This is a genomic window from Amycolatopsis rubida, assembly GCF_900115345.1.
Taxonomy (GTDB): Bacteria; Actinomycetota; Actinomycetes; order Mycobacteriales; family Pseudonocardiaceae; genus Amycolatopsis; species Amycolatopsis rubida.
On record NZ_FOWC01000003.1, the window covers coordinates 218,423 to 231,711 of the forward strand.

Sequence of the window (13,289 nt, forward strand, 5' to 3'; positions counted from 1 at the left end):
GGTTGACCGCGAGCGCCTCGCCGGTCGCGAACAGGCCGCAGCGGTCCTGCCGCCGAGTCGGTTGTCCCGGTGACAGCGAACGCGCGAACAGGACGAGGAAAGCGAGCGAGGCGAGCTTCAGTTCGTCGCCGAGCAAGCTCGCCGCATTGCCGCCCGAGACGGCGAGCAGCGTCATCCCGGCGGTCAAGCATCCGATGAACATGCACAGGTACCTGACTCCGGGCTGTGGAGCCGGGCGGCGGGATTCCACCTTCGCTGCGACGGCGAGCAGCGCGCACCGACAACCGGAGTAACCGATCGCCTCGATCATCCGAACCACTGCTCCACCAGGGACAGCCCGCGCGACACGAGCGCGTGGTGCCTGCCCGCTGGGCGGCGCGGTGAGCTACCTGCGTGGCCAGCCGTTCCGCCTCCTGATCCTGCGCCTCGGTGTACACCGGGCGGCCGAGCACCCGCTGGACCAGTCGGGGGGAGATGGCGGGGCGCAGTGCGGCGACGTTGACGGTGCCGCCTTCGGCGTGCCCGTGGAGTGGGTGCCCGATTTCGTGCAGCAGTGTGTCGACGTTGACGGTGCTGCCTTCGGCGTGTCCGTGGAGTGGGTGCCCGATTTCGTGCAGCAGTGTGTCGACGTTGACGGTGCCGCCTTTGCTGTGTCCGCAGTGCGGGTGCCCGATTTCGTGCAGCAGGATGTGCTGACGGTGCGGCGCGGAAGTGCTGGCGGGCAGCAGGATGTAGTCAGCGCGGTCGGCGGGCGTCACCAGCGCGCACGGGCCGCCGCCGAGTGCCCGCGCCGGCAGCAGTTCGATCGGCCGGTCGCGGGCGACCGCGCGCACGAACTCGATCCGGGCCGAACGGCTCGGGCAGGTCCAGGTCCCCGGCCAGTTTCCGGCATCTCCGCCGCAGCTTCCGATCCGGGAACCGCCCCGCAGTTCCGTTAGCTCGCCCGCTTCTCTCCGCGCGATCGCGTCTCGGCGGCCGGCGCGAACTGCTTCTCGTCGCCGCCCTGCCGGAACCGCCCCGCGGTCATGGGCGGGCTGGGAACAAGGACCGGGCCGCGGCCGTCAGTCCACATCGGACTTCAACGCGCGGCGGACAGCACCAGCTCGCGATAGTTGCGCAACGCCTCCCGCCAGGACTCCAGTTCCAGTTTCTCGTTCGCCGCGTGCATCTCGCGCGGATCTCCCGGGCCCCAGATCACGATCGGAGCTCCGGCCACCGACCCGGCCAGCGCCGAGGCGTCGGTGAAATAGGCAGCGGCTGGTGCGGTGGTTTGCTCAGCCAGCGCATCCGGCAAGTGCGGCGTCCGAACGGCAGGCAGATCGAGATCCACCTCCGCGCTGATGGCCGGATCGAGCGACGAAGCCCAGGCGATCGCGGGCGCTCCACCGTCCACAGTGCGCACATCCAGCGTCAGAACCGCCGAAGCGGGAACGATATTCGTCGCGGTCCCGCCCTCGAACGTGCCGACGTTGACCGTCTCCTCGCCCAGATAGTCCTCAGCGGACAACGGAAAGGAGCCGAGCGCGCCGAGAACCCGCTCGGCGAGCAACTGGATCGCGTTGCGCCCGAGGTGCGGCGTGGACCCGTGGGCCGCCTTGCCTTCCGCGGCGAGGCGCAGCCACGTGGCTCCGCGATGCCCGAGCGAGACGCGGTTCTGCGTCGCCTCCGGCACCACGACGATCCGGGGCGTCAGCTCCAGCGAGCCCGCGGCCTCCGCCGCGCCGCGGCAGCCGATCTCCTCGTCGCTGGTGATGAGGACCTGCGCGTCGGCACCGGCTGCCGCCGCGTTGCGCAACGCCGCCAAGGCGGCGACCAGTCCGCCCTTCATGTCGACGGTGCCCCGGCCGTGCAGGAACTTCTCGTCGGCGGCCGCGGAGAACGGGGCGCGTTCCCACCGGTCAGGGGAGCCGGCCGGAACGGTGTCGATGTGGCACACGAACAGCGCCCCACTGCCCGACCCGGTGCCCAGCAGCACCCACGGACGCCCGCTGGCGGAACGGCGCAGCACGCGTACACCCGCGGTGGCGGTGGCATAGGAGACAGCCAGTTCCTGGGCGGCGGCCTGCGCGGCGCGGTCGCCGGAGGTGGTGTCCTGGCGCACCAGGTCGCGCAGCAGCTCAAGGGCTTCCTCGGTCATGCGGAGTGCTCCCGGGTCGATTCGCGGACGACGAGCTGCATCGAGAGCACGTGGTCCGCGGGGCTGTCCCCGGCCGCGAGGCGGGTGATCTCGTCGACCGCTTTGCGGGCCATCTGCTCGGTCGGTTGCGCAACAGTGGTCAAGCGCGGCGAGGTCCATTCGCCGAGGGTGATTCCGTCGCAGCCGATCACCGACAGGTCTCCCGGCACCGAGACCCCGGCGCGGCGGGCCGCTTCGAGCAGGCCGACCGCGGCGATGTCGCTGGCGGTGAACACGGCGGTCGGCTCGGCTCCGGCTCGCGCCATGTGCGCGAAGAAGTTCATGCCGAACGCCGAACTGAAGGCGCCGCGCACGATCATCGCTTCGTCCGCCTCGACCCCGTGCGCCTTCAGCGCCGCCCGGTACCCGGCCTCGCGCTGGTCGGCCGTCCGCAGCCCGGCCGGGCCGCCGACGTGGGCGATGCGCCGGTGGCCCTGGGAGATCAGGTGGGCGGTCGCCTGGTAGGCGCCGCCGAAGCTGTTCGCGGTGACGTGCGCGATCCGCGGCCCGGCGGCTTCGACGTACTCGTCGAGGAAGACCACCGGGAACTCGCCCGCCAGCCTGCCCGCGAAAGCCTCGTTGGTGCTGTTCATCCCCAGATAGATCAGCCCGCCCACGTCCGGCACCCGCATCAGGCGTTCGACGCTGGCGCGCTCCCGCGACGGCGACGAGCCGGTGAGGGCGGTGAACACGTCGATGCCGTCCGTCGCGGCGGCGTCGGCCACCGCGTCCGCCAGCGCCGAGAAATACGGGTTGTCCAGCGACGGGACCACCAGGCCGAGGCTGAGCCCGGTCACCTGTTTCGGCACGGGCGGATGCCCTTCGGCCGACAGTGCGGCGTCGATGCGCCGGGCCGTCTCGGAGGCGACGTTGAGCTCCCCCCGGACGTACCGCGACACGGTCGACACCGCCACTCCGGCCTCTCGGGCCACCTTCGCCAGCGACATCCGGCTCCTCCCCGTTCGAGCGTTGACGGCGACTGCAACCGCATCCTATATTGGCGGTGTTGCGCTATGTTGCGCAACATGCGCTAAAGCTTTCGCCCGAAGGAGTCGTCGATGGTCAAGGTCCTGCTAGCCGGGGAGTCGTGGGTCAGTGCGACCATCGACCACAAGGGATACGACCCGTTCGCGCACACGCAGGTGGAGATCGGGTGCGAGCGGCTGCTGGCGGTGCTGGCGGCGGAAGGGGTCGAGGTGACTCACCTGCGTTCGCACGACGTGGCCGAGAAGTTCCCGCAGACGCTGGAGGAACTCGGGGCCTACGACGTCGTCCTGCTCTCCGACGTCGGCTCCAACACCTTGCTGCTGCACCCGGACACGTTCACCCGCGGCCGCCCGGCGCCCAACCGGCTCAAGCTGCTGCGCGAGTGGGTCCGGGGCGGCGGCGGCCTGATGATGGCGGGCGGGTACCTGAGCTTCCAGGGCTTCGAGGGCAAGGCCAACTACCACCGGACGCCGATCGAGGAGATCCTCCCGGTCGACATCGACCCGTTCGACGACCGCGTCGAGGCCCCGGAAGGCGTTCGCGCCCAGGTCGTGCGGTCCGGCCACCCGGTGGTCGCGGGCCTCGACCGGGAATGGCCGATCCTGCTGGGCTACCAGCACACCACGCTGAAGCCGGACGCCGAACTGCTCGCCACCGTCGAGGGCGACGTCATGCTGGCCGCGCGCCGGTTCGGCGAGGGCCGCACCCTCGCGTTCACCTCGGACATCTCCCCGCACTGGGCTCCGGAGGAGTTCATGAGCTGGGACGGCTACCGCAAGCTCTTCGCGCAGGCGCTGACCTGGCTCGCCGGACGCGAAATCTGAGCCGCGCGCACTCGGGATCAAGGAGGATTCGATGAGTACGTCACCCACCCGCCGCGCGACCTCGGTCGTCGTGCTGACGATCGCGACCGTCTTCGCCGGAATGCTCGGCCCGTTGCAGTCGCTGGTCAACGGGCATCTCGGCACCGAACTCGGCGACGGGCACGCCGCCGCGCTGGTGTCCTTCGGCACCGGCCTGGTGCTGATGCTGGTCATCGTGCTGGCGCGGGCCCGCACGCGCACCGCGTTCTTCCGGCTGCCGGGTCAGCTGGTGCGCGGCGAGATCCCGCGGTGGAACTTCTTCGCAGGCCTGTGCGGTGCGGTGATCGTGCTCTCCGAAGGCGTGACGGTGGGCTTCCTCGGGGTGGCGATCTTCCAGACCTCGCTGATCTCCGGCATGGTCATCTCCGGCGTGGTGTGCGACCGCCTCGGCATCGGCGTCCCGTTCAAACAGGCGATGAGCGCGCCGCGCGTCGCCGGGGCGATCCTGGCCATCTGCGCCACGGTGCTGGTCGTTTCCCCGAACTGGTCGGCCCCGCACATGATCGCGCTGGCGATCATGCCGTTCGTCGGCGGCCTGCTCGCCGGCTGGCAGCCCGCGGGCAACTCCGAGATCGGTTTGCTGTCCGGCTCGATGTTCATCTCCATCACGTGGAACTTCCTCATCGGCTTCGTGGCGCTCGGCCTGGTGTACGTCGTGCGGATGGCGGCTTCGGGCGCCCACTTCGCGTTGCCGGGCACCTGGTGGATGTACTTCGGCGGGCCCCTCGGGCTCTTGTCGATCGCGCTGATGGCCTTGCTGGTGCGCGGGTTGGGCCTGCTGCTGCTGGGGCTGGCCTCCACGGCCGGTCAGCTCATCGGATCGCTGCTGCTCGAAGTCGTCGCTCCCGCGGCGGGTTCCAGCCTGCACCTGGTCACCGTCCTCGGCGCGCTCGTGGCGCTGGCGGCCGCGGCGATCGCGATGATTCCGTCCCGCCATACGGCCGAACCGGCGGCCCTCGCCCAGCCCGCCGAGGTGCATCGTGGCTGAGGTGCGCGGCGTCCTCGGTGCGGTCGACGCCGCGGACCTCGGGCTGGTGCTGCCGCACGAGCACCTCTTCAACGACCTGTCCTCCGCCGTCGCCGAACCTTCCTATGCCTCCACCCGGCGGCTCGTCGAAGCGGAAGTGGGGCCCGGCTGGCAGTTCCTGCTTCGCCAGGATCCCTACTGCTGCGCCGACAACGTGGCGGTGAAGGACCACGCGAGCGTCGTGCGCGAGGTGGCCGCGTTCGCCGTGGCCGGCGGCGGCACGGTGGTCGACGCGACCGGCAGCGCGGCGATCGGCCGGAATCCGCGAGCGCTGGCGGCGGTGGCCGAGGCGACCGGGGTGAACGTCATCATGGGCACCGGTGCGTACCTGGAGAAGTTCGAGGGCGAGCGCATTACCGCGGTCGCCGTCGAAGCGCAAACCTCGCGCATTCTCTCGGAACTGGACGAGGGCGTCGGCGGAACGGGCATCCGGGCCGGCGTCATCGGCGAGGTCGGCGTCTCGCCGTTGTTCACCGACGGGGAGCGGGCTTCGTTGCGCGCCGCGGCACTCGCGCAGGCGGCCCGGCCGGACGTCGGGCTCAACATCCACATGCCGGGCTGGCAACGGCGCGGACACGAAGTGCTCGACCTGGTGCTGGACGAATGCGGTGCGCTTCCGGGCAAAGTCGCGCTGGCGCACAGCGATCCGTCCGGCGACGATCCGGGCTACCAGCGCGAGCTTCTCGAACGCGGCGTGCTGCTGGAGTTCGACATGATCGGCCTCGACATTTCGTTCCCCGGCGAAGGCGTGGCCCCGACGGTGTCCCAGACCGCGCACGCCGTGGCCCGATGGGTGCGCGAGGGCTTCGGGGAGCAGATCATGTTGTCGCACGACCTGTTCCTGAAGCAGATGTGGACCCGCAACGGCGGGAACGGGCTGGTATTCGTGCCGACCGTTTTCGCCGATCTGCTCGAAGCCGAAGGCGTCCCGGCCGGCGCCGTGGCCCGGCTGATGCGGGACGTCCCGGCGCGATGGCTGACCGCATGAGCCCAGCCGTAGCTGTCGTCGCGTCGCTCAACGTCGACCACATCGTCCAAGCGCCGCGGATTCCCGAGCCAGGGGAGACCCTCATGGGATTCTCGGCGAGCCGGGAACTGGGCGGAAAAGGCGGCAACCAAGCGGTCGCCGCCGCCCGGCTCGGCGCGGACGTGGCCGTGATCGGATGCGTCGGCCAGGACGAGGACGGTGACGAGTACCTGAAAGCCCTCGCCGCCGAGGGCGCGGACGTGACTCACGTGCGGCGATCGCCGCTGCCCACCGGGCGGGCCGCGATCACCGTCGACGAGGAGGGCGTCAACTCGATCGTCGTCGTGGCCGGCGCGAACGCCGACATCCCGGCAGCGGCGGCCGAAGCGGCGATCGGCGCATTGCCGGGCCTTCAGGTAGTCGCGGGCCAGTTGGAGGCGGCGGCCGACGCGACGGAACGCGCGTTCGCGGCTGCTCGTGAACGCGGGGTGCTGACGGTGCTCAACACCGCGCCCGCCGCCGACGTGGCCGGGAAGCTGCTGCCGTTCAGCGATGTGGTGGTGTCGAACGAAATCGAGTTCCGGCAGCTCACCGGCCAGGATCCCTTCGACGGCAACGGGTTGCGTCGCGGCAGTGCTGAACTGTTCGCCGCGGGCTGCCGGTGGGTGATCGTGACGTTGGGGGCCGAGGGGTGCGCGGTCCTCGACCCGTTGTCGTCCGCACACGTTCCGGCCGTCGCAGTCCGGGCCGTGGACACCACTGCCGCGGGAGACTCATTTGTCGGTGCGCTCGCTGCCCGGCTCGCGGAGATTCCCGCTGAGCCGACGACCGAGGACGTCGTGGCGGCCTGCGGTTTCGCAGCGAAAGTGGCCGCGGTCGTGGTGACGCGGCACGGGGCGCATCCCTCGCTGCCGACTCTGGCCGAAGTCCTCGGGGCGTGACGCGGTGGTGTGGACCAGGATCCGCTCGACGGCGACGGTGTGCGGCGTGACAGTGCTGAACCGTTCGCCGCCGGGTGCCGGGGGCTGCGCGGTGCTCGACGCATGACCGGGCGGCGGCAGTCATTGGAGGTGTACCAGACGGGATGGCAGTTCCCGTGCGGCTGGACGTAGTACGCCCTCGGCGAGGCTTGTCCTTGCTTCAGAACGACGTCGTGTAGCGGTGTGTTTGGTTGTTCATCCGCAGAACGCGCCGTAGGAACAGAGTTCGGATGACGTGGGCGGTGCAGCGCGGCGCTCTGCTGGGCAGTGAACCGCGAGGAACGCGGCTGCGCGGCAAAGCCCGCCGACGCGTCCGCCTGCGTCGCGACGGCGGCGAGCGAGACCCAACGCCGCGCTGATTTCCCTCGCACGGAAACCCCTCTTCCGGCGGAAATGTCCAGGAGGCCGCGAACGGCGTATTCCGGCAGCCCGAATGCCGCCAGGCGATTTTCCGGCCCCTGCCGAGAGGTCAATGTTCGCGCACCGAGAGCCGAGATCGCGATGGTGTGAGCTGGAACTCAAACAAGGGGTTTCCGTGCTTCGGCTGCGCTGCACGCCCGAGGATCTTCTGCACGTGTCGATCGCCGAACATCCGGCCCCGCTCGCCGAGCTGACCCTCACGATGCAGATGCCGCAGTGCCGCCACCAGGGCGCGCGAGAGCTACCGGTCGAGAGCTACGGCTCGTCTCGCCCTCCGGCACGGGCCCGATGTTCCCCGATCCGCCCAGCACGCCGAACTGCGGCGGGTCCGCGCGATCGACCGGCCGCTGACCTCCTGGACGACAAGGCTGACCGGACAGGACCGCGACGCGTGGCAGATGCTGGACCAGGCCCTCCGTGCTGGCTACCGGAGCGTCCTCGCCAAGCATTGGTGCTGGTTGCGTCGCCGTAGCTGTTTGGTGGGCGAAAATGCTGGCATGCCAGGCATTGGTGCTGGTTGCGTCGCCGTAGCTGTTTGGTGGGCGAAAATGCTGGCATGCCAAGCACTGGCCCCGGTTGCGTCGCCGTAGCCGTTTGGTGGGCGAAAACCCTTCCACGCCAAGCATCGGAGCGCTGTTCGCCAGTCTCCGGCCGATGCTCCGCTGGAAGGGCCCGGCACGGCCACGGCCCGGTCCTGCGGCCGACGCTGCTGCGGTCCGGATGCCCGCTGGTCGGGTACTTCGCCGACCGCCCCGCCATGCTCATCTCCCCCGTGCTCACCCCGATGCCGCTGCCCGGCCGGTCCGCCGGACCCGCGGCCGCCCTGCTCGGAACCACCCGCGCGGGCGCGCTCCGGTCCTTGCTCCGCGGACGCACCGGCCTCGCCCGCGAACTGTCCGTGCCGGTCGCCGCCGCGTCCTTGCCCACCAAGACTTTGCGCGAGCTGGGCATTCCGTACACGCGCGAGGTGAAAGTTCCTTGCACAGCAAGGAAAGGCCGCCCGCGGACGGGGCGGCCCCTCCTCAGGTTCGAATTCAGCTCACGGTCAGCGCCGTGTCGTCGAGGCAGAAGGAGGTCTGCAGGCTTGAGTCTTCGGAGCCGGTGAAGGTGAGCGTCACCGTCTGGCCGGCGTAGGCCGACATGTCAACGGTGCGCAGCTGGTATCCGTTCGCCTGGTTCAGGTTCGAGTACGTGGCGAGCGTGGTCGACCCAGCCTTGACGGTCAGCTTGTCGTACGCCGTCGAAGCAGTCGTCTCGGCGGTGTCGACGTGCAGGTAGTAGCTCAGCGTGGCGTGGCAGCCGGAGGGGATGGTCACCGACTGCGAGACCGTGTCGGTGTGTGCGCTGCCGTAGCCGTCGAGGTAGGCGAGGTAGGTGCCGCTGTGCGGGGGTTCGCCGTTGGACGACGTGCTGATCACTCCGCTGGACGCGGTCCACGGGCTGGTGCCGTTCTCGAAGCCGGGGTTGCCCAGCTTCTGCCCGGAGCAGGTGCCGCCGCCGGTCGGGGCGATGGTCCAGCTGAACGTGGCGGAGCCGGTGGCGCCCGAGGAGTCCTTGGCGGTCGCGGTCACCGAGTACGTGCCTGCGGTGGTCGGCGTCCCGGAGATCAGGCCGCCGGAGCTGATCGACAGTCCGGCGGGCAGGCCGGTGGCCGTCCAGGTGTAGCCGCCGCTGCCGCCGGACGCGGAGAGCCGCAGGTTCGCCGCGGTGCCGACGACGCCGTTCTGGCTGCCCGGGTTGTTCGCCGTGACGCCGCCGCTCGGCGCGCCCGCGGTGAACGCCGCGGTGCCGTTGGGAGTGCCGAGACCGGTCGGGCCGTCCCAGCCCGGGCCGGCGTTGCACTGCACCGAGGACGAGCAGCTGCCGTTGCTGCCGGAGGTCACGTCGTTGAGGTTGCCGGTGTGCGAGTACGGGTAGGCGGCGGGGGTGTCGGACGCGCCGGGAGTGCCGGCGAGGGCGTAGACCGACGCGATGATCGGGGCGGACGCGCTGGTGCCGCCGTACACAGCCCAGCCGCTTCCGCCGTAGGTCTGGTACACCGCGACGCCGGTCTGCGGGTCCGCGACGGCCGACACGTCGGCGACCGCGCGCTTGCCGCAGGCGGTCGTCACGTTCTGGAACGCGGGCTTGGCCACGTAGCCGGAGCAGCCGCTGCCCGCGCCGCTCCACGCGGTTTCGCCCCAGCCGCGTGCACTGCTGTTGCGGGACAGCGAGGTGCCGCCGACCGCGGTCACGTACTGCGACGAGGCCGGGTAGCTGATGCCGTAGCCGCTGTCGCCGGTGCTCGCGGTGATCGCGACGCCGGGGTGATGGAAGTAGCTTGAGTCGGAGGAAGGTTCGGAACCGTCCTCGCCGCCGCCGTAGCTGTTGGAGACGTACTTCGCGCCCATCGACACGGCGGTGTTCACCGCGGTGCCGAGATCGGCCATGCTCGGCTGGTTCGCTTCGACGAGCAGGATATGGCAATTCGGGCAGATCGCCGAAACCATGTCGACGTCGAGCGAGATTTCGCCCGCCCAGCCGGAATCGGCGGACGGAAGCGGACTGGTCTGCCCGTTTTCGTTCACCTTCTTGAAACAGCCGTTCGCGGTGGTGCAGGCCGGGAGCCCGTAGGCGGAGCGGTAGCTCGCGAGGTCCGATTCAGCGTTCGGGTCATCGTTGGAGTCGACGATGGCCACCGTGGCCGAGGCGCTGCCGGCGGCGGTGAGGTTGTAGGCGGAGCGCAGGTCCGCGGGGCCGAACCCGCTGGGCAGCGCGCCGGGGGAGAGCAGCGCGCGCATGGTGTCGGTCTGGCGTTCGGCGAAACACGTGACCATGCCGGGCTTCGCCTTCTCGGCGCAGACGCGGGCGGTCGGATGCGCCGCGGCGGGCGCGGCCGCGGCGGGCAGGGCCGGGGCGGTCAAGGCCAAGGCCGCGAAACCGGCCATGGCAAGGATTCTTCGGGCTGAACGGGACACGATCCCTCCCAGGGAATTTCCTGCGAACGGCGTCGGGCCGTTCGGTGCCCAGTTGTCTACAGTTCGTTCAGCCCTGGCGGTGACACGCTGGTGCCAGTGGCGCAATGGTGTCGGCCAGCCCGGTGGAGGTGCCTCCGAATGGTTCCCGAAGCAATCGGCCATCTCCTGACGCTCGGGCTCAAAGCGGACGAAGCAGAAATCTATCTCGACCTACTTTCGTCGGGACCGGTTCCGCCTGATCGGCTGGCGCGCGAGACCGGCCGCGACCCCGCGGAGGTGCGCCGCGTGCTGACCGTGCTGGCCGGGATCGGACTGGCCGGCCGCGTCGACGGACCCGGTTCGCCGATGTCCGCGCTGCGCCCGGAACCGGTGCTGGAAGTGCTGAGCAGGCAACGCGAGGCCGAACTGGCCGGAGCCCGCGCGGCGATGACGCGCCTGTACGAGGAATACCGCAGGCACTCGGCCCGCCATGACGCCGACCCGATGATCGAGGTGGTCAGCGGAACCACTGCCGCCGAACGGGTGCGGCAACTGGAGCGAGCGGCGCGGACGGAGGTGCGCGGACTGGACTCGCCGCCGTACTACGCCGACGCGGACGCCAACGAGATCGAACTGGAGAACCTGGCGCGCGGCGTCCGCTACCGCGCCGTTTACGGGCGGCTCGCGCTGGAACGCCCCGAGTACGTCGAGGAAAACATCCTGCCCTGCGGCAAACGCGGGGAGGAGGCCCGGGTGCTGCCCGAGGTCCCGGTGAAGCTCCTGATCGTCGACGACTGCGCGGCGCTGTCCGGCGCGGACCGCACCGTGCTGCTCATCCGCTCGTGCGGCCTGTTCGACGCGCTGGCCGGGCTGTTCGACATGTGCTGGCAGGTCGCGCTGCCGCTCGGCCTCGCCGACGACGCCTCCGGCCCCGAGATCCGGCCCAGCGAACGACGTCTGCTCGCATTGCTCGCCGCGGGCCTCACCGACGACCAGGTCGCGCGGGTGCTCGGCGTGAGCAGGCGGACGATGTTCCGGTATCTGGAGAACCTGATGGCCCGCACTGGTGCGGCGAACCGGTTTCAGCTCGCCTTGCACGCGACTCGCAATGACTGGCTTTCGATGGACAGCCAGCCGGGTGCCTCGCCGGTGCGGTCGGTGCCGTTGTGATCACCGGATGGTGGCGGCTCATTGTGGCCACCGGATGGTGGCGGCTCATTGTGGCCACCGGATGGTGGCGGCTCATTGTGGCCACCGGATGGTGGCGGCTCATTGTGGCCACCGGATGGTGGCGGCTCATTGTGGCCACCGGATGGTGGCGGCTCATTGTGGCCACCGGATGGTGGCGGCTCATTGTGGCCACCGGATGGTGGCGGCTCACTGTGGCCACCGGATGGTGGCGGCTCATTGTGGCCACCGGATGGTGGCGGCTCACTGTGGCCACCGGATGGTGGCGGCTCACTGTGGCCACCGGATGGTGGCGGCTCACTGTGGCCACCGGATGGCTGCGGCTCACTGTGGCCACCGGATGGCTGCGGCTCACTGTGGCCACCGGATGGCTGCGGCTCACTGTGGCCACCGGATGGCTGCGGCTCACCGTGATCACCGGATGGCTGCGGCTCACCGTGGCCACCGGACCGCTGCGGCTCACCGTGATCCCCGGACGGCCGCGGCCCACCCAAAACAGCTGTGCCTCAGAGGTTTCCGCTGTGGCGACCGTCATCCGGAGCCCGCCTGCCGACCGGCGCGGTGGAGAACGTGCGCAGAGCCCAGCTGTCGTCACGACTCACCCGCCTCCTTCGGCGAGCGCCGGAAACGCTTGCCGGACCTCGGCGAACAGCACTCCGTGCCGTCCGTAGCCGAACGCGACCGCGGCTGACCAGAGCGCTCTGAACGCCGCGCTCAGCGGGTCCGGTTCGCGAGCGGAGAACACCGCCGGGAACGCCATCGCTTGCTGCAGGCAGTTGTCGTGCTGTCCGTCCGGCGAGGTGGCCAGCGTGTGCGGAACCCGTTCGTCAGTGAGCAGGAGGTCCCACGCCCGCCGGTCGTCGTCGAACGGCGCGGGCAAAGCTTCGCCCCGGTCCATCGCGGCCAGCGCGGGGGCTATCCACTCGACCTCGGTCAGCTGGGCCTCGGCGAACGCGCGCCGGACCACCCAGCGGGCGATCTGGCGCTGGGTCGCCGGATCCGCCTCGGCGAGCGCGTCGGCCAGCGGCCGGTCCAGCTTCGCCACGCTCAGCGCGTGGCCCCGCAACTGCCGCAGCCGTTCGCTGGGCAAGCGTCCGCCCCACTCGCGCGTCTCGGCCCGCGAGCGCGCTTGCGCGGCGGCCTGTTCTCGTTGCCGCCGCGCGAGGCGTTCTGCCTCGGCTTTCTCCTCCGGGGGCGGCGGAGCAGGCCGTTCCCTGGCCGCCGCGTGCCAGTAGGCAGCGGTCTCGCTGGTCTGCTTGACCACCCGGTCCGGTTCCGGCGGACCCGGCCAGAACTGCAGCAGATAGCGGTCAGGCTCGAACTCCTCGCCCTCCGGAATGCCCAGCCGATGGGCCTCGTCCATCCGGCTCCCGCTGTAGCGGACCCGGTAGCCGATCGCGTCCAGATCCAGCGGCCACGAGCCGTAACCGCCCCAGGCGACCAGGGAGACCGCACCGGTGGGGCGGAACGAAACCTCGACTATGTCCTCCCAGGTCTCGTCCAGGGGCGGCGCCTCGTCGTGCAATTCCGCCCGGAAGCCGACCCGCCCGCTGTTCAAGCCGGTGACCAGGGACAGGCAACCGGGCACGGCAGCACCGCACAGCCCGTTTCGCTGCCCGCCGAAATACTCGGATTCCTTCGGCATGCCCGGCCAGCTCTGGACGTGGATCTGCGCGTAACTCACCGGCGCTTCGCCGCTCATCAGCACTCGCATCGCCGTTCCTCCCCTTCGGCTGCTGCCGGGG

Annotated in this window: 11 protein-coding genes; 7 read left to right on the top strand and 4 right to left on the bottom strand. The window is 70.5% G+C overall.

The genetic code is table 11. From position 1 onward, the window contains the following. Nucleotides 1-380 precede the first annotated feature (380 nt). Nucleotides 381-938, top strand: coding sequence for a hypothetical protein (locus BM362_RS15450; RefSeq protein WP_093573583.1), 558 nt, complete (start codon nt 381-383; stop codon nt 936-938). 140 nt (nt 939-1,078) lie between these two features. Here the strand turns inward: BM362_RS15450 and BM362_RS15455 are convergent, their stop codons facing one another. Both BM362_RS15455 and BM362_RS15460 read right to left on the bottom strand, forming a co-directional pair. Beyond that, nucleotides 1,079-2,137, bottom strand: coding sequence for a M20 family metallopeptidase (locus BM362_RS15455; RefSeq protein WP_093573584.1), 1,059 nt, complete (start codon nt 2,135-2,137; stop codon nt 1,079-1,081). Continuing rightward, on the bottom strand, nt 2,134-3,123 hold the full coding sequence (locus BM362_RS15460; RefSeq protein WP_067590543.1) for a LacI family DNA-binding transcriptional regulator: 990 nt from the start codon (nt 3,121-3,123) through the stop codon (nt 2,134-2,136). The genes BM362_RS15455 and BM362_RS15460 overlap by 4 nt, the downstream gene beginning before the upstream one ends. A 111-nt stretch (nt 3,124-3,234) precedes the next feature. On the opposite strand from BM362_RS15460, the gene BM362_RS15465 reads away from it, so the two are divergent. From BM362_RS15465 to BM362_RS15480, 4 genes are read left to right on the top strand one after another with little or no spacing between them, the layout of a single operon-like run. After that, nucleotides 3,235-3,987: a glutamine amidotransferase gene (locus BM362_RS15465; RefSeq protein ID WP_067590546.1), complete on the top strand. Its 753-nt coding sequence runs from the start codon at nt 3,235-3,237 to the stop codon at nt 3,985-3,987. 31 nt (nt 3,988-4,018) lie between these two features. Next, on the top strand, nt 4,019-5,014 hold the full coding sequence (locus tag BM362_RS15470) for a DMT family transporter (protein WP_067590550.1): 996 nt from the start codon (nt 4,019-4,021) through the stop codon (nt 5,012-5,014). Next, nucleotides 5,007-6,041 carry a phosphotriesterase family protein gene (locus tag BM362_RS15475; RefSeq protein ID WP_067590552.1) on the top strand — a complete coding sequence of 345 codons (1,035 nt, stop codon included), beginning with the start codon at nt 5,007-5,009 and terminating at the stop codon, nt 6,039-6,041. Before BM362_RS15470 ends, BM362_RS15475 begins: the two co-directional genes overlap by 8 nt. Then, complete coding sequence (locus BM362_RS15480; RefSeq protein ID WP_208865213.1) at nt 6,038-6,961, top strand: ribokinase; 924 nt, start codon at nt 6,038-6,040, stop codon at nt 6,959-6,961. Before BM362_RS15475 ends, BM362_RS15480 begins: the two co-directional genes overlap by 4 nt. A gap of 1,493 nt (nt 6,962-8,454) precedes the next feature. Here BM362_RS15480 and BM362_RS15485 read toward each other — a convergent pair. Beyond that, entirely contained in the window at nt 8,455-10,347 is a 1,893-nt protein-coding gene (locus BM362_RS15485; protein WP_093573586.1) for a putative Ig domain-containing protein, read from the bottom strand. A 168-nt stretch (nt 10,348-10,515) separates the two neighbouring features. Between BM362_RS15485 and BM362_RS15490 the strand changes: the two genes are divergently transcribed. Beyond that, on the top strand, nt 10,516-11,526 hold the full coding sequence (locus BM362_RS15490) for a helix-turn-helix domain-containing protein (RefSeq protein WP_067590563.1): 1,011 nt from the start codon (nt 10,516-10,518) through the stop codon (nt 11,524-11,526). Beyond that, nucleotides 11,523-12,215: a hypothetical protein gene (locus tag BM362_RS47440; protein ID WP_167545311.1), complete on the top strand. Its 693-nt coding sequence runs from the start codon at nt 11,523-11,525 to the stop codon at nt 12,213-12,215. Before BM362_RS15490 ends, BM362_RS47440 begins: the two co-directional genes overlap by 4 nt. On the opposite strand, the gene BM362_RS15500 is transcribed toward BM362_RS47440, so the two are convergent. Continuing rightward, nucleotides 12,143-13,258 (bottom strand): hypothetical protein, encoded by a 1,116-nt coding sequence (locus BM362_RS15500; protein WP_093573587.1) that lies wholly within the window; start codon nt 13,256-13,258, stop codon nt 12,143-12,145. The two genes, BM362_RS47440 and BM362_RS15500, sit on opposite strands and share 73 nt — an antisense overlap. Nucleotides 13,259-13,289: the final 31 nt, after the last annotated feature.